Source organism: Vibrio sp. QJM3NY_27 (assembly GCF_057785955.1).
Genome location: NZ_CM173512.1, coordinates 1,568,116 through 1,590,166, shown reverse-complemented (window position 1 = coordinate 1,590,166; position 22,051 = coordinate 1,568,116). Strand labels below are relative to the sequence as shown.

Here is a 22,051-nt window from a genome sequence, read left to right as displayed (position 1 = left end):
ACTTTTTTACAGATCTTTTTAGCATTGTTTCTTTTTAAAGAGAAATACTATGTCAGACGCTACAAACAACGAAGTACAAGAAATCGATTTAACCACTATCTCACCAGAGCTTCGCCAAGTTATCGAATTTGATGAAGTGCCTAAAGAGATGCACAACATGGTTACTTCTATTCATGAGGTGTCTGAAGAAGCAGTGCGTGAAACTTGGAGCAGCCTTCCAGCAAGCGCACAAAATGTTTTAGACAACTTTGAGCAATTCCACGCTCTAATCTCTGTTAGCCAAGCTTTCGCTGGTGTAAACATGATGGAGGAGTTCCCTACTCTTAAACTTCCAGAAGGCATGTCTGATGAAGAAAAAGAAGAGTACCGAGCTCAACTGCTTGACCAAATTTTACATAACTGTGTAAAAGACATGGCTAAGCAAATCAAGAAAGCGCGCCGTGATGCTATCTTGAAGCGTGATTTCAAAGAAGTTTTCATCCGCTAAGCTATTCATCGCACCTAAATTTAGGTTGAATATTTAACGAAAACTTAATGATTAAGCCGTATGTTATTTAAAACATGCGGCTTTTTTGTGCCTGCAGCTTTTTCTGTTCGTTGCTTGAGAGCTTCGCTCACAATATCTTTGTGTTTTTTGCCACTGAAGCTCTTGTCAGTGTCGCTTTTGACATTCTACAAATAATTAATATGCCTTAACACTCATACAGTGTGGCGTAAAGCTGGCAGTTATACCGTAAAAAAATGACGCATGTATCCATTCATGGAATCAAGATCAATATTCATATCGCGGACAAGTATTCATATTGCAGACAAACAGTAAGTATCGCAAACAAGCAGTAAGCATCACTGACAAACGTTAAACCCGCTGAAAAGCAGTAAACATAGAAAAGACAATGACCGAACTTATCTCACTCATTGCCTCAAAGGTCGCGCCTGAATCAGTGCGTGACGGCAATATCTCGCTGAGCGACACTCACGCCTTTAATTTGAGCGTAGACTTGCTGACCGATTTCCAAACTCAACTCGTCCAGAGCCCACAAGGTTATGGTGGCCCACAAGTAACAACCAGGCTCTAGCTCCAGTTCTACTGCAACACTCTGCTTGTTTGAGCCTTGCTGGTGCGTCTCTACGCTTTTAATGGTCACAGGGAGGATATTACGTATAGAAGTGCCTTGCGGCTGTTCTAGCGTGATAGAGACATCATTTGCCCTAACTTGTAACCTTACCGCAGCTCCAATGTCGCTCGACACCTTCTGAACCCACAACGATGTCGATTTACCAAGCTTCAGTCGCGATAGTGCGTAATCGTCATTGTGCTCAGCTAGCGTCCCCTCAAACAATGAACTTTGTTCTGAGAACGATTGCCACGGCTGCATCGCTCGTGAAGCCCATACTTCCTCAGTCACACCCGACGAAATGACTTTGCCTTGCTCTATGATCACAAGGTGATTGGCCAAGCGTAGGATCTCATTAAGGCTGTGCGTAACGTAAATGATTGGAATATTCACTGTTTCAGAAAGGTTTTCCAGAAACGGCATCACTTCGCGCTTACGAGGTAAGTCGAGAGAGGCCAATGGCTCATCCATCAACAAAATACTCGGCTTAGACAACAAAGCACGTCCAATTGCCACACGTTGCTTCTCACCGCCAGACAGACGAGCTGGATAGCGATCAAGCAATGAGTCCAAAGACAACAGCGAAACTATTTGCTCAAAGTGCGCTTTGTCCGCACCTTTCATACCGTACTTAAGATTCGCCGCAACTTTCATGTGCGGGAACAATCGCGATTCTTGGAACACATAACCAACGTTGCGTTTATGGGTTGGCAAATTAATGCCATTTCGACTATCAAACAGAGTGGTGCCAGATACGCTGATCAAGCCTTTGTCTGGCTGTTTAAGGCCACTGATCGCATTGATAAGGGAGGTTTTACCCGCACCAGAACGACCAAAAATCGCCGTAATTCCGCTACTCGGTAACTCTAAATCGATATCAAAAAAGGTTTCACCAAGCTGCTGCTGATATTGAAGGATCAAAGCACTCATGCATTTCCTCCCAAGCGTTTTGCTGACTTTTTGTTGAGCCACTCAGATAGCATTAATGAACCGAGCGCTATCACAATTGAAATGACACACAAACGCGCCGCTTCCATTTCCGCGCCAGGGGTTTCAATAAAGGTATACATGGCCAATGGAATGGTCTGAGTTTCACCGGGAATATTTGAAACGAAGCTGATGGTCGCACCAAATTCACCTAGGCTTCTTGCGAATGAAAGCATGGTGCCAGTAATGATCCCTGGGATCATTAAAGGTAAAGTGATGGTGAAAAACACACGAAGAGGTGAAGCGCCCAATGTGGCTGCGGCCTCTTCCAGTTTACTGTCTACGGTTTCTAGGCTCAGACGAATAGAGCGAACCATCAATGGCAGCGCGACAACAACACACGCGAGTACCGCGCCCTTCCAGCTAAAACTGAATACGATACCAAACACGTCATTAAGCCAAGAGCCAATAACGCCTTGCCTACCCATCATCACTAGCAACAAATAACCGATGACCACAGGTGGAAGTACCAAAGGCAAATGGACAATACTTTCTACAATGCTTTTACCCACAAATTGTTTCTTAGCAAGCAACCATGCTAAGCCGATGCCGATAGGAATAAGCCACAAGATGGCAAAACCAGCGACTTTCAAGCTCAGCATTAAGGCTTGGTATTCGTATTCCGATAAATACATCATTTAACGCACTTCAAATCCAAAACTGTTCAAGGTGTCCTTCGCTTTTCCGCTATTTAGGAAAGTATAAAACTCTTCTGCGACGACTTTATCGCTCAACTTCGCTACAGGGTAACGTATTGGCGTATGTAAATTTGATGGGAACGTCGACACTAGGTTCACTTCTTTAGAAAGCAACGCATCTGTTTTGTAGACAATGCCAAGCTTAGCTTCTCTACGCTCTACCAAAGCCAATGCCATACGAACATTGTTACTTAGTGCCAATCGAGTCTTCACATCGTCCCATACACCTAACGTTTCTAGCGCTTCTTTCGCATAGATACCCGCAGGAACCGACATGGTGTTACCAACCGCAAGTCTTTCATTCGTTAGTAGTTTAGCCCATTGGTCACCGTTTGAGAGATCCAACGATATTGGCGTCTCTTTCGGGGAAATTAGCACCAATTCGTTTTCGCACAAGTTTGTGACATTGTCACTAGAAACCAATTGACGATCGACTAAATGCGTCATCCATTTTTCGTTTGCCGAGATAAATATGTCTGCTGGCGCGCCTCTTTCGATTTGGCGTACCAAAGATGACGTGCTCGCATAGACTGGAATAACATCGACAGAATGATCTTTCTCAAACTCTTCGACCAACAAGTTAACCGCATTCGTCATCGACGATGCAGCGTAAACTCGTAGCTTTTCCGCAGCCAAAAGATGACTAGAACTCAATGCCGAAGTTAAGGCGATGGTTAAAAGGATGACTCGCTTTTTCATTGTGATCACTTATCTATTGTTCGTTTCAGTTCTTGAGCTCGTTTTAAGACAGACTCAACGGTTTAACGAAAGCTAAAGCTATTAACGCAAGCTAAAGCTTTTAACTCTAACTGAAGCTATTAGGTCAGACATAAGCTAATGAGTCAGACATAAGCTTTTGAATTCAGGCTAAAGCTTTTAATTCAGACCGAAATGGTTAATTCCGGCCAAAGCAAATCAAGATTTAAATGCTCTTCGATGGCATCAGCGATTCGATTAATACCCAGCTCTTTAAGCTGTTCATGGTCAATCGCTGTTACATCGTTGGCTCCTGCCCATTCGCAAATAAGCGACAACGCATCGCTGTTATCGAATACGCCATGCAGGTAAGTACCAAAAATTGAGTTATCTTGATTCACAGCGCCATCAAGGCTGCCTGATTCTAACTGAACCGGTAATGCTATTTCTTTGACATCAGTCCTACCTACGTGGATCTCATACCCTTTTACTTGTGCTGTTTTACCATCAAGTGTCATGGTGCCGCGCATGTTTGTTAAGGTTTTCTGTTGTGTTAGCGTCGTTTCAGTATCGAGATATCCTAACCCTTCGCTGCTTCCTGGCTCACCTTCAACGCCATCTGGATCGTGGATGATATTTCCTAGCATCTGGTAACCACCACAAATACCCATCACTTTGCCGCCCAAGCGTAAATGACGCTGAATATCTTTATCCCAGCCTTGTTGTTTTAGGTAATCCAAATCAGCTCTTACCGATTTTGTACCCGGCAAGATAATCAAATCTGCATTGTTTATACGTTCACCTTTACCGACATAACGTAAATCAATGGAAGGATTAAGTCTTAACGCGTCGAAGTCCGTATGGTTGCTGATTCGGGTTAGCACTGGCACCACCACCTTAAGCTTAGCTTCTCCGTCAGACTCTTGAGCTGAGGTAATGGCATCTTCCGCTTCTAGGTTAAAACCATGGAGATATGGCAATACACCAATCACTGGCTTGCCGGTTTTCTCTTCTAGCCAATCAAGTCCAGATTGAAGTAGCGCGATATCGCCTCTAAAGCGGTTTATCACAAAGCCTTTTACGCGAGCTTGTTCAGATTCAGATAACAACTCTAATGTGCCGTAGAGGTGTGCAAAAACGCCACCACGGTCAATGTCAGCAACAATGATCACAGGGATATCCGCCTTTTCAGCAAATCCCATGTTCGCAATATCATTTTCGCGGAGGTTAATTTCTGCTGGGCTACCCGCCCCTTCAATCATCACGCTTTCGTATTCGTCAGAAAGTCGGTCAAATGAGTCAATAACGGTATCCATCGCCACTTTCTTGTAATCGTGATAGCCCGTAGCTTCCATGTTACTGATCGCTCGGCCTTGCAGAATCACTTGTGCGCCAGTATCTGAATTGGGTTTTAGCAATACCGGATTCATGTGAACAGTGGGTTCAATGTTACAAGCTTGCGCCTGAACGGCTTGAGCGCGACCAATTTCGCCGCCATCTTTTGTCACCGCACTGTTTAACGCCATGTTTTGTGGCTTAAAAGGTGCCACTTTGATTCCTTTCCTTGCCAAAACACGGCATAAACCTGCCACCAAAACACTTTTTCCGGCATCTGACGTTGTCCCTTGAACCATAAGGGCGTTTAACGGTGATCGCATCTGTACTTAAATCCTTAATTTCTTAATGTTCAATTTATAGCTGTACGCAATATTTCTCTGCCTCCATCTTAACGTCATTGCCGAGTAGATGCTCAATAAAATGAATGGAAAATGAATGTGTTACTCACTCTGGATTCAACCCCGGTGTTGTTTAATGGCTCCATCGAAACGAAGCTTATGAACAATAAGCAGCGCATCAACAAATAAAACGTACTAACGAAAAGAAACGTTTCAAATTCAGAAAAACGTTTCTACTAAAAACAACATTAAGGGATTCACCATGAAAAAAACTGTATTAGCTATCGCATCTACTATTATCCTTGCCCCTACTTTCGCAATGGCTAGTGACCACAACAGCAGCAATACCCACAACAGCAATAGCAAGCACGAGAGCGCTATCGCTTACACAGGGCCGATTGAAACCGTTTCTGTTGCGACACTACTTGCAGACACAAGCATGTTCGCAGAGCAAGAAGCGATTGTAGATGGCAAGATTGTTCGTCAGCTAAAGAATGATACATTTGTCTTCTCTGATGGGCAGAGTGAAATTCAAATCGAATTGGATGATGATATCCGCCTAGCACAACCGCTAACTGCTGATACTAAAGTACGCATCTTCGGCGAATATGAAGGCGGCAAGACACCGGAAATCGAAGTGGATCATATCCAAGTTCTATAAGCGATAAATACAAAACATACTGACTTCAAGTAATTGGCCTGCATATTGCAGGCTTTTTTGTATTATACTGCCGAAAAATACAATTTATATGGAGTCACCATGCTAGGTTGCACGAATAAGACTGTCCTTTTAGGACTAGCTGCACTGTGTTCATTCTCTGCGTCTGCAAACAACTTTAACTACAACACATTCGAGCTACGCATGGGTACTAGCCCAAGTACTTTCGGTGGTGAAGTAACAACAATGTTCACTCAGAACTCTCACTTTGTTGCTCGTATCGATTCAGAATTTGAAAGTGACTGGGATGCAGCGGTAGGTATGGGGTTCAACGGCCCAATTAATCAATTTGCTGACGTTACGGGTCAAATGCTGTTACACAACATTGAACGTAATGATGACAATCACATCAAGACTGAAATCAACATCGGTTTGAGAGCGTGGTTAATGGCAAACGTTGAAGTTAACGCGCGCCTTGGTCAACTGATCGACAACGACGACTCTCGCTCAGTTGTTGGTATCGGCGCTCGCTTTCACTCAACGGATCAACTGTCTGTTGGCCTTGATATGCGAAACAACGGTACTTATGGCCACCAAATCTTAATGTCTGCTCGATTCGGCTTCTAAACTGAATCGGCTGCTAAACTGAATTAGTTGCCTTAGTTAAATTCTGTTTCTAAGCTAGGGTCTACTTTTAAGCTAAGTTCCCTTTATAAGTAGTGATACAGAGATACTAAAAAGCCCCGAGCATAAATATGCTCGGGGCTTTTTTATTATTCGCTGTTATCGCTCGCTTTTAACCACGTTAAGACTTAGCGAGCAATTTGCATCTATAGAGCAACCATCAGCATCTTTTTCTGATGATCTAAGTACTCTTCATAAGTACCTTGGAAACTAACCAGTTGCTTGTCTTTCACATCAATAACGTGTGTCGCCAAAGAAGAAACGAACTCACGGTCATGGCTTACGAAGATAAGTGTGCCAGTGTAAACCTTCAATGCATCGTTAAGCGCTTGAATTGCTTCCATGTCCATGTGGTTCGTTGGTTCGTCCATTACAAGCACGTTGATGTCTTGCATCATTAGCTTGCCGAATAACAGACGGTTCTTCTCACCACCTGAACAGTTACGCGCTTTCTTGTTCGCGTCATCAGCAGTAAACAATAGACGACCTAGAATGCCACGTACCATAAGGTCATCGTGCTTCACTGTGCGCCATTGAGAGATCCAATCGAAGATGCTCAGGTCGTTGTCAAAGTCAGTCGTGCTATCTTGTGGGCAGTAGCCTACCGATGCGTTTTCAGACCATTTAACGATACCTTCGTTTTGCTCTAGTTCTTGAACTAGGCAACGTAGCAGCGTGGTTTTACCCACACCGTTCTCACCAATAACAGCAAGGCGTGTACCCGCTTCAAGCAGCAAGTTACCACCAGCAAACAGTGTTTCGCCATCGAAGCCGTGACCAAGCTCTTTAAGTTCAAGCGCTTGACGGTGTAATTTCTTGCCTTCACCAAAATCAATTGATGGGCTCATACGGCTCGATGATTTCACTTCATCAAGCGTGATTTTATCCATTTTCTTAGCACGTGAACTTGCTTGCTTCGCTTTAGATGCGTTTGCGCCAAAACGGTTAACGAAATCTTGAAGTTCGCTAATTTCAGCCGCTTTCTTAGCGTTGTTTGCTAGAAGTTGCTCACGAATCAAACCAGAAGCTTCTAGGAAGTACTCGTAGTTACCAGGGTAAACACGTAGCTCACCGTAGTCGATATCAGCCATGTGCGTACACACAGAGTTCAGGAAGTGTCTATCATGCGAAATGATGATCATTGTACATTTACGCTGGTTTAGCTCTTCAGCAAGCCAGTTGATCGTGTGAATGTCCAAGTTGTTGGTTGGTTCATCAAGAAGCAGAATATCTGGGTTTGCAAATAGAGCCTGTGCCAGAAGCACACGCAGTTTCCAACCTGGAGCAACTTGCTGCATCAGGCCGAAATGGAACTCTTCTTCGATACCCGCTTGAATTAGGATGTCACCTGCACGGCTTTCTGCTGTGTAGCCATCCATTTCAGCGAATTCACTTTCAAGTTCAGCGACTTTCATACCATCGTCTTCGCTCATTTCTGCCAAAGAGTAAATACGGTCACGTTCTTGTTTTACTTCCCACAGTTTTCTGTCACCCATGATCACAACGTCGATAACGCTGTATTGTTCAAAAGCGAACTGATCTTGGCTTAGCACACCCAGTTTCTCTCCTGGAGTGATAGAAACGTTGCCCGAGCTTGGCGTTAATGCACCACTTAGGATTTTCATGAACGTTGACTTGCCGCAACCATTGGCGCCGATCAAACCATAGCGGTTGCCGTTACCAAATTTAGCAGAGATGTTTTCAAACAGCGGCTCTGCGCCAAATTGCATTGTGATGTTCGCGGTAGATATCAAAGAACTAATTCCTAAGCGTGTACTGACAGATAATTATTAGGCTATTTCAAGAACCTAAATAAGAAGTACGAAAGTATGGATTAAACAAAAATCGAAGCGCGGATTATATAGAGATCTCGATCACGTTGTCGAGGCTAAACCGTAAACGAATCGTAAACATAGACCATTTAGATGCTTTTCATACGTTATTAACGTGTAAATAGAAAAATCCCCACCAGTTGAACTGACAGGGATTCAATTTATCGATACTAAAAATGTTCTAATCTGATCGCTTTTAAAGCTATCTCTCTTCAAGACTAAAAGGCTTGAGGAGGAGATGTACCGTTATTTAGTAATTTTCTTTTGAACGTACTTTTGGCTTACATCCACTACCGCAACATCTCTAAAGAAGCTTCTACCCAATAGAATAGGGAAAGAAAGATGCGTTCGGTCTGCTAGCGTAAACTCAGTTTTGTCTTTCAGATCGCCGATTTGAATTGAAGCTACGACAACAGCACGTCGTTGTGTGCCTTCCGCGCTCGACTGCTTGATCTTAACCCAACGCTCTACCGGTAAACTGATCTCTTTGGTTGTGATACCGTCATGCTCAATTTTAAACTTAACCCAGTCTTTTCCGTCACGCTCAAAATCAACGATATCTACAGCACTGATCGAAGATGTTGTTGCGCCTGTATCAATACGAGCTTTAAATGCTTCTTTCAAACCAGGAACAAACACCCACTCTTCTTCGCCAAGAATCAGTTTTCCATCATCCGTTTTTAACGGTTTTGCTGGTGGCTTTTCAACTGGCTCAGGTTTAACTTCTGGCTCAGTTGGTTTTACTTCTTCAGGCTTCTCTGTAGGTTCCGTTACTTTCTCGCCTTCAGTTGCTTCAGTCTTTGAAGAGTCATCCACAACGGGTTGTTCTACTTGAGGCTTTTGCTCTGGCTCGACAGGAACTTGAGTCGTCGTCGAACAAGCAAACAGGCCACCACTTAGCATTAAGACTACAATCGCTTTCCAATTATACATTCAGTCACCTTCTATTTCGAAACGTTAGCTATCGCTTTAGCTACATAAGGAATATGGGATTCAGAAAGGCCTGCAATATTGATGCGTCCATCACCAACACCATAGACTCCATATTCTTCACGTAATTGATTCATTTGAGTTTCTTTAAAGCCTAGTACACTAAACATACCTTTATGGCTTTCAATGAAGTCAAAGTGTGACGTGTTGTAAGTATTTCGCAATTCATCACATAAACTTTGGCGCAGATTTAACAAACGTTGCTGCATTTCACTCAACTCTTGCTTCCAAATCTTCGTTAGCTCTTGATTCTGAAGAATTGTTTTAACCAGAGCAGCACCGTGATCAGGCGGCATAGTGTAAGTTGAACGAGCCAGCGTAAGAAGCTTGCCTCTTGCGTTGCCAACGTGTTCGCTGTTCTTACCGATAACGATCGCAGCACCCGTTCTTTCACGGTACAAACCGAAGTTTTTTGAACAAGACGTAGTAATCAGCATCTCTTCTACGTTGTTAGCCATATGTTGAAGACCTTTTGCATCTTCTTCTAGGCCGTCACCAAAGCCTTGATAGGCAATATCAACGAACGGTAAGAAACCATTCTTTTGCGATAACTTAGTGATTTCCTGCCACGCTTCAAAGTTGATATCAGCACCCGTTGGGTTGTGGCAACAACCGTGCAGAAGTACCACGTCTGATGGACCCGCTTTTGAAAGATCATCCAACATTTTCGCAGTATCAACTTGCTTCGTTTCCGGACTGAAGTAGTTGTAGTATCGAACTTTTAAGCCCGCCGCTTCCATCACCGGTTTATGGTTAACGTAGCTTGGGTTTGAAATCCAAACCGTGGTGTCTGGTTGAGAAACTTTCATTAAGTCACCCAACATACGAAGTGCACCACTTGCACCCGGTGTTTGAATCGCGGCTACACGACCCATTGCAGAAGTCCCTTTAAGCAGCAGATCAACCATGCTCTGGTTAAACTCTTCACAGCCTGCTAGGCCAACGTAAGCTTTGGTTTTCTGAGTATCGACAACAATGTCTTGAGCCATAGAAACGGCTTTCATGATCGGTGTTTCGCCTTGGTCGTTTTTGTAAACGCCAATGCCTAAATCGACTTTGTCAGTACGAGGATCGCCGCGGTAAGCGACAGAAAGAGATAAAATTGGATCTAAAGTTGGTTTTGGTAGATGTGAAAACATGAAAGTCACAACCCTTTGAAATTCAAGTATTGAATTTCACGTTAACATTTTCGTACTAAAATCAGAAACATTTTTTAATAGAAGAGCTTAGTTACCATAAGTAATCAGAGATTGGTCATTTTAAGCCAAGATAATGTGAAAATTTCGGGCATTTAATAACCAATCACAAAATAAACGGGCTTATTGTTAAGTCTTTTATTACGACTTCAATTAGGTGTTCTGTTTGAATTGCCTCGGTGTCACTCCCGACCAAGCCTTGAATCGAGTACTAAAGTTAGACGCATTCGGGTAACCGACTATCTCGCCGATGTGTTGAATCGACCAATCACTCGACTTCAGCAAGCGTGCTGCGTACTCCATCCTCATACGCATAATATGAGTCATTGGGCTGTGTGAATAATAGCGCTGGCACAAACGATGGAAATGCGGCTCTGAACACGGGAATAAGCCTGCCAGCTCATGAACGTTCCATTCCTTGTGGAGCTGCTTTTGTACGTTGTCGAACACTCGTCTTAAACGAATCAAATTGCGTGATTGTTGCTGAGGTACCGGCGCATTAATCATGTGTTCTATTTGAGCCACACTGTGATTAGCAATTGCTCCACCCAAATCGATCGGTAAGGCAATGCTTCTCAACAGAGTATGAATGCACGACGAGACGACTTCTGCTGCGGGAGACAGCGTATAACTCACTTCATCACTGACGACATTTTCCCATTGTTTATCGGGTGAGAGAAAGATCCATGCGATTTGCCATGTTTCTTCTTCAATCCCGAATCCATTCTCAATGCCCGCAGGCACGGTAATACACGACCCTGGCTCTAGAATATAGCGACACGCCCCACTTTCTAACCAACCCTTTCCTCTCACGGTATACAGCAACATGTGTTTTTGTTGGTTTTTCCGATACACCGAAAAGAAATCACGACACGACGCCGTCCCACACTGAACGATACCTAGCTCTTCGAATGCCAATACATGGCTTTGGTCGACAAACTCTTGATACGTGTTTTCAGAAATCTCATACCGTTCTTGCTTCTCACTCATTTCTCTTTTCGCTCATTGGGTTTGCCTGCAACTGAGTCGCCATGTAAGTAGTTCGATAGTTTTGGAAAATAGATAGTTTGGCAAAAGCTTGTGATGAACAGAAACAATACAGGCAAAACAAATGCCGATAAACTTCTCGCATATTAACCACAGGAGAAATGCGATGCTCTCGACATATCGTCATTTGGACAAAGAGTTTTGGCAAAAACTATTACACATTGGTTTACCTGTCTCACTGCAAACCATGTTGTTTTCATTACTAGGCGTGGTCGATATCTTTATGGTCAATCAGCTTGGTGATTCTGCAACCGCCGCTGTGGGCGTTGGCAACCGCATTTTCTTCTTCAACTTGATCATGGTATCGGGGATTAGCGGCGCCGTCAGCGTGCTAGCTTCGCAATATTTTGGTGCGGGTAATTTCAAGGGGATTAGACGCACACTAGCGCAATCGTGGGCATTGTCGATTGTCGCCATTATCCCGTTTGTGTTGATTTATACATTGGCTCCTGAATCCGTGGTGTCTGTGGTGGCCTCAGACCCTGATTACGTCCGCTTGGCAACGGATTACCTTTGGATAACAGGAGCCAGCCTTTTTGGTACCGCGATCGTAGTGCCCTTAGAAAGCGCACTGCGATCGGTCGGCGAAGCAAAACTACCTACCAAGATCAGCATCTGGGCGATCATCATCAATGCGATCCTCAATGCCTTATTGATCTTTGGCTTGTTTGGATTCCCAGAACTGGGTGTGGTTGGCGCGGCAATCGGTACTACGGTGTCTCGATTCTTTCAAACGATTGCCCTGCTTGTTATGGCAAAGAAACACTACGCCCACCTTTTCCCAACACTAAGTAATTGGCGCGATGCAATATTGCCTAAGCATAGAAAGAAGTATTTCAAGATAGCAATTCCGATGTTGGTTCATGACACGGCTTGGGCGGGTGGCATTCTGATTTATAACGTTATTGTTGGTCAGATGGGGGTTGGCGAGCTTGCGATCATTTCATTGTTATCACCAGTAGAAAGCATCTTGATCTCGGCGTTCATGGGCTTTGCCGTCGCTGCTTCGATCATTTTAGGCAACGAGATCGGCGCAAAGAACTATCAACGTGTTGAGAATACCGCTTGGGGATATGTATTGGTCAGCTGTGGGCTTGCGGCTCTGTTAGCCTTGATGTGCTGGTTTGCTAAACCCGCGATCATATACATGATCGGCCTTACGCACTTAGAGCTAAAAGACACGGCCGTAAACGTCACCTTAGTCATGGCACTCGGCATGATACTGAGAGTCTTCAATATGGTTGGTATCGGCGGTGTGCTGAAAAGTGGTGGAGACATCAACTACAGCATCTTCATCGATCTGTTTGGCCAATGGGCGATTGGTATTCCCCTTGCCTACTTTACTGCGGTAGTGTTTGGTTGGCCGCTAGAATGGGTTTTGATGATTGTGTTACTCGAAGAGCTAGCCAAAATAGTTCTGACCAGTCAGAGGATTCAATCCAAGAAATGGATAAACAACCTAATTGATGAGCCTGAGCACATTCCTATTTAAACAGGCGCCAAACCAAAACTTAGGTATCGGGCGATAGATTCAAAAGAACTCACACCCAAGGGCTGATTTGTAGCATTGCGCTAACGATGAAGCCCTTTTTTCTGTTTCTTTTTCTGTTCACGAGAATACTGAATCAGAACAAACCTTATAAGTTTATAAGTCAGTAAATCGATGGATGATTTGGTTTGAACTACCACGCCAATCTAACATTGGGTCCGCTTTATCTTGTTCGAAACGACCGTCAATCAGGGTATCAACGTATTCCAATACTTGCTTCTGCTTTTCATCCAGCTCATCGAGCTCGTAGCCAGTCCACATCCAGATGTCTTTGCCTTCACATTCCGCTTTTACACGCTGAACAAGCCTCAGCACTTCAGACACGTTTGCCGGATGCAGAGGATCGCCACCAGAAAGCGATAAACCACGACGCTTAATTCGCGGATCATTGAGGTCAGAGATAATTTGGTCTTGTAGCTCTTGAGTAAACAAATGCCCAGAGTCCAATCTTTGTGTCGACTGGTTATAGCACCCGCGACATTGGTGTACACAACCCGACACAAACAACGTGCAGCGTGTTCCTGGGCCATTTACAACGTCGATTGGGTGATATTGATGATAATTCATAAGGCAGTATTGAAAACTCGTTATTGCTTAATAGTTTGAAGGAAGTGCTGTAAGAACTGAAACGAAAGAATTGGTATCGACATAGCGCCGATACCAATCTTATGTCTTGAAACGTAGCTCTTCTAAGTGAGCTAGCTAAAGATCTCAGATCTTAACTAAGATCCTTCGTTAGATTAAAGATGCTTCACGCGGCGTTTAACTTCTTCTTGCTTACCGAAGTTAAATGGTCGTGCATCTGGGCTACCAAGGTAACCACAAACACGGCGTGTTACCGACACTTTGGTTGAGTCGTGGTTGCCACACTTAGGACACGTAAAGCCCTTACTTGTACAGTCGAACTCACCGTTGTAACCACATTCGTAACACTCATCAATCGGCGTGTTGGTGCCGTAGTAAGGAACACGTGTGTAGCTGTAATCCCATACATTTTCTAGTGCTTCGATGTTCTTCTGCATGTTCGGGAATTCGCCGTAACAGATAAAACCACCACTAGAGATTTCAGGATAAGGCATCTCGAAATCGATCTTGTCGTATGGGTTCACTTTCTTCTGCACGTCTAAGTGGAAGCTGTTTGTGTAGTAACCACGGTCTGTCACGCCATCAATCACACCAAACTCTTTGGTATCAATGCTGCAGAAACGGCTGCATAGGTTTTCACTTGGTGTGCCGTATAGGCTGAACGCGTAACCTGTTTCTTTGGTCCAAGATTCCACTTCACGCTTCATGTACTCCACTAACTCAAGCGCTTTAGCACGCATTTCGCCGTCGTCATACAGGTGAACATCTGTGCCGTAAAGCGCAGTCATTGCTTCGTGGATACCAATGTAGCCGAGAGAAACAGAAGCACGGCCGTTCTTGAAGATATCGGCAATAGAGTCGTCCGCTTTCAAGCGAACACCACATGCACCTTCCATATATAGGATTGGAGCAACACGTGCTTTGACGTTTTCTAGACGAGAGATACGAGTCTCTAGAGCACGACGAGCCAGCTTCAATTTTTCATCAAGCAGTTCGTAGAACTTAACCATATCTTGCTTCGCGTTAATCGCGATACGTGGCAAGTTGAGGCTAACTACACCTAAGTTGTTACGGCCTTCGTGAATCAACTCACCATTTTCTTCGTAAGTATTCAAGAAGCTACGGCAACCCATAGGCGTTTTAAATGACCCTGTCACTTCTACTACTTTGTCGTAGTTAAGAATGTCTGGGTACATACGCTTAGACGCACACTCAAGCGCCAATTGCTTGATGTCGTAGTTTGGATCTTGCTTCTGGTGGTTCAAACCATCTTTGATTGCAAACACCAGTTTAGGGAATACCGCTGTTTTGCGGTTCTTACCCAAACCTGCAATGCGGTTTTTCAAAATAGATTGCTGGATAAGTTTCGAACCCCAGCTTTCGCCTAGACCAAAACCAAACGTAACGAATGGAGTTTGGCCATTAGCCGTGTGTAGCGTGTTTACTTCGTATTCCAGAGATTGGAACGCGTCGTAACACTCTTTCTCGGTACGAGAGATAGCAAAAGCTTCTGGGCTATGAATGTCCCACTCTTTCGCTAGTGATAAATGCTTCTCGTAGCTCGCCATAACGTAAGGCTCTAGAACCTCATCGATACGGTTAATCGTAGTACCGCCATAGATGTGGCTCGCGACTTGCGCGATGATCTGCGCGGTTACCGCTGTTGCTGTAGAAATAGACTTAGGCGTGTCGATCTCCGCGTTACCCATCTTGAAGCCATGCGTTAACATGCCTTTCAAGTCGATAAGCATACAGTTAAACATTGGGAAGAACGGTGCGTAGTCTAGATCGTGGTAATGAATGTCACCACACTCGTGAGCTTGTACGATGTCACGCGGCAAAATGTGAGTTTTTGCATAGTGTTTAGCCACGATACCCGCCAGCAAATCACGCTGAGTTGGGATTACTTTACCGTCTTTGTTGGCATTCTCATTGATCAGATCAACATTGCTTTCTTCGATCAAACCTTCGATCTCACGAGTTAAAGCGCTTTGCTTTTCACGTGCGATGTCTCGGTCATGACGATATTCAATGTAGGCACGAGCCAGAGACTTATACGGTCCCTGCATTAGCTCATTCTCGACCAAAGTCTGAATTTCAGAAATATGAACTTCATCGTAGTCTTCGAGCTTCAACTCAACTGCTAATGCCACATTCAGAGCATAAATAGCAATTTCCTTATCGGCTTTGTCTGATGCTGCTTCCACTGCAGCTTGGATACGATCTCTACTGAATGGAGCTCTTGAGCCATCACGCTTGATTACGATTGATTTCACCACTTCTCCTTACTCTTGAGGTATTCACAGACTTATCCACAAACACACTATATAGAGCGATTTATCGTTTAACTAACACTAGATATTGTGGCGTATTTAACGAGAACCACCAACTTTGAGTATTGATTTGGATCAATAAAACGCGCACGCTGAACAAGATAAATCCAATATTATTACGTGAGTTCTCAAGTCGAAAAGAAACAATGTAACAATAAAAAAACTGCTAAAAAGAGTTGAATTTTTGGTAAGTGTTGTAGGATAACGGCTCAACTATATTGGACACCAAAATTAGGGATATTTGGGATGAAACGACTTCAAAAGTGGATAATGTTAGCTTGCTTACTCAGTAGCCAGACATTTGCTGAACCTTTGACCATATCCAGTTGGAATATCGAATGGTTATCAACCAACGAGGCTGTGAATAAGTTTTCTTCCAAACGAAACCAAGCAGATTTCGATAAACTCGAACAGTATTTCCAATCCTTAAATGCGGATGTGGTCGCTTTTCAAGAAGTCGATGACATCAATGCCATTCAACGCATCGCCGGCGCTCAATACAAAATATTGATGTCTGATCGTTCATTGCCCAAAAACAGTAACCGACAATTCAAAGAAGTGAACCAATATACGGGCTTCGCGGTTCGTAAAGGAATCGCTCTCACTGACTACGCTGACTTTCCTCTGGAAACGAGTGCTAACAGCAAGCTCAGATTTGCCAGTTATATGGTTGTGGAAACGGATTCAAATCCAATTCACATGTTGTCAGTGCACTTAAAGGCGGGTTGCAGCGGCGCTTACAAGTCGAACCGTGACTGTTCAATACTTAAAGACCAAGCTAAGCAACTGAATAAGTGGATACAGCAAAGAGAACGTAATGGTGAAGACTACGCGATTCTAGGCGATTTCAACCATAACCTATCCTATTCAAGAGATTGGATGTGGAAAGATATGACGCAAAATACCGATGCCCAGTTGGCAACAAGAAAAACTCGAGCAGATTGTAAGGTGCGCTCAAACCGCAACAATCATCGCACACACCAGTTCCGTTCGGTGATTGATCATATTGTTGTGAGCAAGTCCTTGGATGCCTCTCCTGCGAAGCAAAAGGTATTTGAAACGCAAGATGTTCTGGACTACAAACTCAGTGACCACTGCCCTGTTTCAACGACTATTAAATAGTAGATTTTAGATAACGGCAGATTGTAGATAAGTGCAAATAATAGAAAACAGTAGATATAGAAAGAGGCTGACTGGCTTTTACTGAAAGCGGGCCAGCCTCTCTGTTTGGTCAGATAAGATCGAATCCTCTCAGCCATGCAATAAATGGTAGGCGTACTGCTAGCAACCTTTATTGGTTCGACCCGCTAGCCACATCCCCACCAGCATACTTAAGACGAACAGCCATACCGTAGGGTTACCGCCACTAAGGCTGGTTACTGCAGGCCCCGGGCAAAAGCCTGCAATCCCCCAGCCTAAGCCAAACGCTGTAGAGCCAAGAATCAGCTTTCTGTCTATCAACGGATTGTTACGGCTATCTAACGGCTCGCCATTAATCGCTTTAGCACGCTTTTTAATGACCAAATGATAAAACGGTGCAAAGACCAATAGCGCGCCACCCATAACGAATGCCAAACTAATGTCCCAGTTACCGGTAATGTCTAAGAAGCCGAGTACCTTCTCAGGATAAACCATGCCTGAGATAATCATTCCTGACCCAAACAGAATACCTGCGACCAAACCGACAACGATAGTAAATGAAGCGTTTTTCATTATGCCCCCAAGCCAATCAGATTCTTGATAAACACGGTTACGATTGCCACGCCCATAAATACGCAGGTCGCAACAATAGAACGTTTAGATAAACGAGCCATTCCCACAATGCCATGGCCGCTAGTACAACCATTTGCTGTTTTAGTACCAAAGCCAACCAAAAGACCAGCAATAATGACTAAAACGAAATTCATCTCTTCTAACTGTGGAAGTTGATAGCCTGTCGGGATTAATAGCCAACCACTTATGACCATTCCCACAACAAAGGCGATGCGCCAGTGCTTTTCGGTCTTCTCAACGTTGTTGTCCGTACCTGATTGAGAAGCCTTGCTTGCACTATTGTTCGAACCTGATGGCAATAGTCGGCTAACAATACCGCTGATTCCTGCTACTCGCCCTATGCCTAACATAAGTATAATTGCCGAAGCACCTAACAACATGCCACCGAACAATGCATCCCAAGGTATTAAACCCATCACCGACCTCTCCTATCCACAAACATCATAAACTCATAACAAACTATAAATTAGAGTTTACTAATAAATGTAAATTAGTCAATGCTAATGTAGAGCTAGTATGTTTCGTTTTGTAAGTCTGGAATAGAAAGCGTCCCGCATGAAAAAAGCCCCTAGGCGTTAACCTAAGGGCTTATTATTTGATTCGGTTATATTTTATCAGCTACTTAGTCTTGTTCTTTTCAGCTATCCACTGCGACATGTACTTGGTGCTCGCCATGCTGTGGTGCTTGAGCATCGAACCAAAGAAGTTATCTAGTCGATGAGATTCAAGTTCAGACTCTAACGCCGTTAATCGCTCAATCAATGCGTCGCCGAGTTGATTCTGCTCGTAGTGCGCTTCAAGGATTGAATGACACTGGCTTTGTGCCTTAAGCCACTTCTCTTCATCTTTGTATAGACCGACAGCTTGTTCAACAAACTCGTCGATATCATCAGCAACCGCACCCGGCCATTGCAGTTCACCTTGCGGTAGCATGCCTTCACTGCCGATCTCGCTGGTTACATTCGGAGTTTGCAGCTTCATCGCATCAAGCAACTTACCTTTAATGCCAGCGCCAAAACGTAATGGAGCAACACAAACACGCGCATCTTCCATCACTTCTTGAGCATCTTTAGCCCAACCTTTGATATGGAAACCGGTTTTAGGGTTGTGTAATGCGGTCGCTTTTGGCGGCGGATACGATCCATAAATATGAAGTTCAGTGTCAGGTAGCTGTTTGCGAATCTTCGGCCAAATCTTCTGTAACTGCAGCACAGCATCCCAGTTAGGTGCGTGTCTAAAATTGCCTATCGTCATGAAATTCTTACGTTCTTCAAAGCTTTTCGTGCTTTCAGGTAGCGTATTAAGATCAACCATGAAAGGCAGATGATGAAGCAGTTTTGGATCGATATTGAACTCAGATTGAAGAAGTTCCATCTCGTAACTTGAAATGATCAACGAAAGATCACAGCGTAGAATCGCGGCAATTTCACGTTTCGCTAAGTCACTGTACAAATGCGCTTTGGTCAGTTCAGTCTCTTTCTTAACAGCTTCATGGCGCGCGTTACGTAGGAACTGTAAATCTTCAGTATCCAGTAACTTAAATGCATTCGGGCATACTTTCTCAACACGCCAACCAAACTGCTCTTCCATCATAAAACGGTCGAACATCACGACATCGGGTTGCAGCTCTTCAATGTATTGGTCAAAGCTGTCGCAATTCAACTGTATAGATTGGCTTGTGATGCCCTCTTCAGAAAGATCGATCATGTGCTCGGTTTCTTGAGCTGGCGTTGCAAATTCAACTGACCAACCTTGTCTCTTGAACAGGCGTAAAAGTGACATCATATGGCTACCCGCCGCCGATGAATTCGGTTCTGGCCAAACGTAGCCAATTGCTAAAACTTTCTTCAAAACACTTCCTAAGAAATAACAAAAGGGACTGTAGAAGTCCCTAATTAAACGTAAGTCGATTTATACCGCTGATTATAATTAGTTCTAAAAACTCAGCGATCAGATTCGCTCACCTATATTGCGAGCGATCATAAGTACTTCATCAGCAGAATACAGGTTTGAAATCGTGGTTTCGACTTCTGCACCCAACGTAGATTGATAAAGCTTTTGTGCAAAGTTGTCTGCTCTGGTGGTCACTAGCACGTGTTTGAGCGTCGAGCCTTGATCCGCCAAATGCTGTTTTACCTGCGGCAGGGAATCTAGAATCAGCGTTTTTCCCAATCCTTGCCCTTGCACGCTTGGTAACACGGCAAGTTGCTCTAGTTCTAAAACAGCTTCAGGTCTAAACCCGCTTTTCTGAACCCAGATGATGTAACCCAAGATCTCGCCTTCACTCTCCACAACAAAGTTAAGAAAACGCGGTGCAGCATTTAAGTTACATTGTAACCAACTTCTAGAGTGCTGTTGTCGAACAAATGCAGCTTGGTGGACTAAAGCCGCCTCATCAAGGTCGGCTTTAGTCATAAGACGTACTTTGACGACTGTACCCATCAGCGTTATTCGCTCGCTGAATTCGGGTGTGTTTTACAGTGTAAAATGGCTCTTTCTAGAAGCTCTAAAGCGGATTTATCAGCTTCTGGAAGCTTAGCATCTGATTGACCTAGCGGTTCAACACGGTTACCCCATTTAATGTGGCCAGCACCCCACGTTAAACCCGCACCAAACGCTGCAACAAGAATATTGTCGTTAGGCTTAACGAAACCTTGCTCTAGCGATTCACACAATGCGATTGGTACTGTCGCTGCGGATGTGTTGCCGTAATTTTGGATGTTAACAAACGCTTTCTCGCGATCGATACCCGCCATATCACAAAGGGTTTGAATAATTCGGATGTTCGCTTGGTGCGGAATCACAACGTCAATGTTGTCGGTTGAGATGCCTGTGCGACTCAAAACTGTGTGCGCCGCTGCGCCCATGCCTTTCACTGCGCGTTTGAAGATTTCTTTACCAACGAAATCAAAGTCCCAGTAACCGTTATCAGCCGCAAAGCGATCCATAGACGTACCGAATTTTGGTACCGCTAAAATATCGCGGCCTTCGGCGTCACAACCGATTTGAGCTTCTTGTAAGCCGACTTGTTCTTCAGTGCGAGATAGAACCACAGCGCCGGCTCCATCACCGAAAAGAACCGCGGTATCACGCTTAGTCCAATCAATGAAAAATGACAGGCGTTCTGCGCCTACAACGATCGCATTGCGGTAGTTACCCGCTTGAATCAGTCGAGTCGCCGTTTCGACACCGTAAATGAAGCCAGTACACGCTGCGTTAAGGTCGAAAGCCGCTGCACTCTTAATGCCTAAGTTCTGTTGAACCTTAGATGCGGTATTTGGAATAAGGGAATCTGGGCTGCACGTCGCGATGATCACGAGATCGATATCTTCGGCTGTTAGGCCAGCACACGCCATGGCATGTTTCGCTGCAACAGTCGCTAGCTCAGAGGTATTTACATGACTGATACGACGGTTTTCGATACCAGTTCGAGTTCGAATCCACTCGTCAGACGTATCAATGAAAGTGCTTAGATCATCATTGGACAGCACGGCTGGTGGTAGACACTTTCCCCAGCCAGTAATTTCGGCGTAAAATTTTGTCATCATTTACCTGTTTATTGTTTGTTTCTATTTAAGTATCGTATTCTAGTTTTAAACAGTATAAGCGCTCCGTGCGTGATTCGTAAATCGCGTTAGCAACGGAGTTACAATAAAAAGAGAAAGTTATGTCTACATTCAACACACGATGCCCTTCTTGTAATGGCGTAAACCGAGTTCCTTCAGAAAGAATTTCAGAAAGCCCAACTTGTGGTAAATGCAAAACAGCATTGCTCGATGGCGCTCCTATCGAGGGAACGTCACTTAATTTCCAATCTATATTGAACAGTTCACAGCCTGTGGTTGTCGATTTCTGGGCGACATGGTGTAACCCATGTGTGGGTTTTGCGCCAGTGTTCAGTGACGTTGCTAAAGAGCGCTCGGGAGATGTTCGATTCGTTAAGATTGATACTGAAGCTCAGCAGCAGCTTGCCGCGATGTACCAAATCAGAAGTATTCCGACGGTAATGGTCTTTAAAGACGGTAAACGTGTCGATACGATTAACGGTGCGTTACCAAAAGGCCAATTTGATCAATGGCTTAATCAAGCTCTAACCAAGTAACACTATTGTTTAAGCTATTGATTAAACTATTGAATTAGCTTTTGCTTTGTTCTAAGTAAACACACAAAAATAGGTTAGAGAGTCTTATCAAATCAAGACTATCTAACCTACTGTTTTATTTATGGTTATC

The 22,051-nt window shown here is 44.1% G+C and carries 21 protein-coding genes; 6 read left to right on the top strand and 15 right to left on the bottom strand.

Going from position 1 to position 22,051, the window contains the following annotated elements; all coding sequences use genetic code 11:
- Positions 1-49 precede the first annotated feature (49 nt).
- The gene (locus AC3CIA_RS22695; protein WP_004731036.1) at positions 50-487 is read left to right on the top strand and encodes a DUF3069 domain-containing protein; all 438 of its coding nucleotides are present in this window, start codon (positions 50-52) and stop codon (positions 485-487) included.
- A 451-nt stretch (positions 488-938) separates the two neighbouring features.
- On the opposite strand, the gene modC is transcribed toward AC3CIA_RS22695, so the two are convergent.
- The 4 genes from modC to AC3CIA_RS22675 all read right to left on the bottom strand — a co-directional run bounded on the left by modC (position 939) and on the right by AC3CIA_RS22675 (position 5,154).
- Complete coding sequence (gene modC, locus AC3CIA_RS22690; protein WP_004731038.1) at positions 939-2,045, bottom strand: molybdenum ABC transporter ATP-binding protein ModC; 1,107 nt, start codon at positions 2,043-2,045, stop codon at positions 939-941.
- The gene (modB, locus tag AC3CIA_RS22685) at positions 2,042-2,740 is read right to left on the bottom strand and encodes a molybdate ABC transporter permease subunit (protein ID WP_428792037.1); all 699 of its coding nucleotides are present in this window, start codon (positions 2,738-2,740) and stop codon (positions 2,042-2,044) included. The genes modC and modB overlap by 4 nt, the downstream gene beginning before the upstream one ends.
- Positions 2,741-3,499, bottom strand: a complete 759-nt coding sequence (modA, locus tag AC3CIA_RS22680; RefSeq protein WP_488519118.1) for a molybdate ABC transporter substrate-binding protein — start codon at positions 3,497-3,499, stop codon at positions 2,741-2,743. It lies immediately after the preceding gene.
- Positions 3,500-3,681: 182 nt separating this feature from the next.
- The gene (locus tag AC3CIA_RS22675; RefSeq protein WP_237298141.1) at positions 3,682-5,154 is read right to left on the bottom strand and encodes a cobyric acid synthase; all 1,473 of its coding nucleotides are present in this window, start codon (positions 5,152-5,154) and stop codon (positions 3,682-3,684) included.
- Between the two features lie 280 nt (positions 5,155-5,434).
- Here AC3CIA_RS22675 and AC3CIA_RS22670 point away from each other — a divergent pair, with 280 nt between their 5' ends.
- Positions 5,435-5,833 (top strand): YgiW/YdeI family stress tolerance OB fold protein, encoded by a 399-nt coding sequence (locus AC3CIA_RS22670; RefSeq protein ID WP_108209198.1) that lies wholly within the window; start codon positions 5,435-5,437, stop codon positions 5,831-5,833.
- Positions 5,834-5,932: 99 nt separating this feature from the next.
- Positions 5,933-6,457, top strand: a complete 525-nt coding sequence (locus tag AC3CIA_RS22665) for a hypothetical protein (RefSeq protein ID WP_054546838.1) — start codon at positions 5,933-5,935, stop codon at positions 6,455-6,457.
- A 203-nt stretch (positions 6,458-6,660) separates the two neighbouring features.
- On the opposite strand, the gene AC3CIA_RS22660 is transcribed toward AC3CIA_RS22665, so the two are convergent.
- From AC3CIA_RS22660 to AC3CIA_RS22645, 4 genes are all read right to left on the bottom strand, one after another.
- Entirely contained in the window at positions 6,661-8,268 is a 1,608-nt protein-coding gene (locus AC3CIA_RS22660; RefSeq protein WP_267136073.1) for an ABC-F family ATPase, read from the bottom strand.
- 324 nt (positions 8,269-8,592) lie between these two features.
- Positions 8,593-9,279, bottom strand: a complete 687-nt coding sequence (locus AC3CIA_RS22655; protein ID WP_054546836.1) for a putative ATP-dependent zinc protease — start codon at positions 9,277-9,279, stop codon at positions 8,593-8,595.
- A gap of 11 nt (positions 9,280-9,290) precedes the next feature.
- Positions 9,291-10,475: an amino acid aminotransferase gene (locus AC3CIA_RS22650; protein WP_488519117.1), complete on the bottom strand. Its 1,185-nt coding sequence runs from the start codon at positions 10,473-10,475 to the stop codon at positions 9,291-9,293.
- A 210-nt stretch (positions 10,476-10,685) separates the two neighbouring features.
- Entirely contained in the window at positions 10,686-11,522 is an 837-nt protein-coding gene (locus tag AC3CIA_RS22645) for an AraC family transcriptional regulator (protein WP_488519116.1), read from the bottom strand.
- 121 nt (positions 11,523-11,643) lie between these two features.
- On the opposite strand from AC3CIA_RS22645, the gene AC3CIA_RS22640 reads away from it, so the two are divergent.
- Positions 11,644-13,071 (top strand): MATE family efflux transporter, encoded by a 1,428-nt coding sequence (locus AC3CIA_RS22640; protein WP_488519115.1) that lies wholly within the window; start codon positions 11,644-11,646, stop codon positions 13,069-13,071.
- A gap of 153 nt (positions 13,072-13,224) precedes the next feature.
- Here AC3CIA_RS22640 and nrdG read toward each other — a convergent pair whose 3' ends face one another.
- Both nrdG and nrdD read right to left on the bottom strand, forming a co-directional pair.
- Positions 13,225-13,695, bottom strand: a complete 471-nt coding sequence (gene nrdG, locus AC3CIA_RS22635; protein ID WP_171314421.1) for an anaerobic ribonucleoside-triphosphate reductase-activating protein — start codon at positions 13,693-13,695, stop codon at positions 13,225-13,227.
- A gap of 173 nt (positions 13,696-13,868) precedes the next feature.
- Positions 13,869-15,989 (bottom strand): anaerobic ribonucleoside-triphosphate reductase, encoded by a 2,121-nt coding sequence (nrdD, locus tag AC3CIA_RS22630; RefSeq protein ID WP_017081069.1) that lies wholly within the window; start codon positions 15,987-15,989, stop codon positions 13,869-13,871.
- 303 nt (positions 15,990-16,292) lie between these two features.
- Here nrdD and AC3CIA_RS22625 point away from each other — a divergent pair, with 303 nt between their 5' ends.
- Complete coding sequence (locus AC3CIA_RS22625) at positions 16,293-17,168, top strand: endonuclease/exonuclease/phosphatase family protein (protein ID WP_171312806.1); 876 nt, start codon at positions 16,293-16,295, stop codon at positions 17,166-17,168.
- 159 nt (positions 17,169-17,327) lie between these two features.
- On the opposite strand, the gene AC3CIA_RS22620 is transcribed toward AC3CIA_RS22625, so the two are convergent.
- The 5 genes from AC3CIA_RS22620 to AC3CIA_RS22600 form a co-directional block, all read right to left on the bottom strand.
- The gene (locus AC3CIA_RS22620) at positions 17,328-17,759 is read right to left on the bottom strand and encodes a DUF6691 family protein (RefSeq protein ID WP_488519114.1); all 432 of its coding nucleotides are present in this window, start codon (positions 17,757-17,759) and stop codon (positions 17,328-17,330) included.
- Positions 17,759-18,235 carry a YeeE/YedE family protein gene (locus AC3CIA_RS22615; protein WP_488519656.1) on the bottom strand — a complete coding sequence of 159 codons (477 nt, stop codon included), beginning with the start codon at positions 18,233-18,235 and terminating at the stop codon, positions 17,759-17,761. The genes AC3CIA_RS22620 and AC3CIA_RS22615 overlap by 1 nt, the downstream gene beginning before the upstream one ends.
- 202 nt (positions 18,236-18,437) lie before the next feature.
- Positions 18,438-19,670, bottom strand: a complete 1,233-nt coding sequence (locus AC3CIA_RS22610; protein ID WP_488519113.1) for a glycosyltransferase — start codon at positions 19,668-19,670, stop codon at positions 18,438-18,440.
- A 99-nt stretch (positions 19,671-19,769) separates the two neighbouring features.
- Positions 19,770-20,234, bottom strand: a complete 465-nt coding sequence (locus AC3CIA_RS22605; protein ID WP_488519112.1) for a GNAT family N-acetyltransferase — start codon at positions 20,232-20,234, stop codon at positions 19,770-19,772.
- Positions 20,235-20,266: 32 nt separating this feature from the next.
- A complete protein-coding gene (locus AC3CIA_RS22600; RefSeq protein ID WP_114635312.1) occupies positions 20,267-21,364 on the bottom strand; it encodes a ketoacyl-ACP synthase III in 1,098 nt (365 codons plus the stop codon).
- A gap of 122 nt (positions 21,365-21,486) precedes the next feature.
- Between AC3CIA_RS22600 and trxC the strand changes: the two genes are divergently transcribed.
- Positions 21,487-21,921, top strand: a complete 435-nt coding sequence (gene trxC / locus AC3CIA_RS22595; RefSeq protein WP_004731082.1) for a thioredoxin TrxC — start codon at positions 21,487-21,489, stop codon at positions 21,919-21,921.
- Positions 21,922-22,051: the final 130 nt, after the last annotated feature.

Bases quoted from the DNA above. Each gene is read 5' to 3' on its own strand.
- AC3CIA_RS22695 (WP_004731036.1), top strand. From the start codon at position 50: ATGTCAGACGCTACAAACAACGAAGTACAAGAAATCGATTTAACCACT.
- modC (WP_004731038.1), bottom strand. From the start codon at position 2,045: ATGAGTGCTTTGATCCTTCAATATCAGCAGCAGCTTGGTGAAACCTTT.
- modB (WP_428792037.1), bottom strand. From the start codon at position 2,740: ATGATGTATTTATCGGAATACGAATACCAAGCCTTAATGCTGAGCTTG.
- modA (WP_488519118.1), bottom strand. From the start codon at position 3,499: ATGAAAAAGCGAGTCATCCTTTTAACCATCGCCTTAACTTCGGCATTG.
- AC3CIA_RS22675 (WP_237298141.1), bottom strand. From the start codon at position 5,154: ATGCGATCACCGTTAAACGCCCTTATGGTTCAAGGGACAACGTCAGAT.
- AC3CIA_RS22670 (WP_108209198.1), top strand. From the start codon at position 5,435: ATGAAAAAAACTGTATTAGCTATCGCATCTACTATTATCCTTGCCCCT.
- AC3CIA_RS22665 (WP_054546838.1), top strand. From the start codon at position 5,933: ATGCTAGGTTGCACGAATAAGACTGTCCTTTTAGGACTAGCTGCACTG.
- AC3CIA_RS22655 (WP_054546836.1), bottom strand. From the start codon at position 9,279: ATGTATAATTGGAAAGCGATTGTAGTCTTAATGCTAAGTGGTGGCCTG.
- AC3CIA_RS22650 (WP_488519117.1), bottom strand. From the start codon at position 10,475: ATGTTTTCACATCTACCAAAACCAACTTTAGATCCAATTTTATCTCTT.
- AC3CIA_RS22645 (WP_488519116.1), bottom strand. From the start codon at position 11,522: ATGAGTGAGAAGCAAGAACGGTATGAGATTTCTGAAAACACGTATCAA.
- AC3CIA_RS22640 (WP_488519115.1), top strand. From the start codon at position 11,644: ATGCCGATAAACTTCTCGCATATTAACCACAGGAGAAATGCGATGCTC.
- nrdG (WP_171314421.1), bottom strand. From the start codon at position 13,695: ATGAATTATCATCAATATCACCCAATCGACGTTGTAAATGGCCCAGGA.
- AC3CIA_RS22625 (WP_171312806.1), top strand. From the start codon at position 16,293: ATGAAACGACTTCAAAAGTGGATAATGTTAGCTTGCTTACTCAGTAGC.
- AC3CIA_RS22620 (WP_488519114.1), bottom strand. From the start codon at position 17,759: ATGAAAAACGCTTCATTTACTATCGTTGTCGGTTTGGTCGCAGGTATT.
- AC3CIA_RS22615 (WP_488519656.1), bottom strand. From the start codon at position 18,235: ATGGGTTTAATACCTTGGGATGCATTGTTCGGTGGCATGTTGTTAGGT.
- AC3CIA_RS22605 (WP_488519112.1), bottom strand. From the start codon at position 20,234: ATGACTAAAGCCGACCTTGATGAGGCGGCTTTAGTCCACCAAGCTGCA.
- AC3CIA_RS22600 (WP_114635312.1), bottom strand. From the start codon at position 21,364: ATGACAAAATTTTACGCCGAAATTACTGGCTGGGGAAAGTGTCTACCA.
- trxC (WP_004731082.1), top strand. From the start codon at position 21,487: ATGTCTACATTCAACACACGATGCCCTTCTTGTAATGGCGTAAACCGA.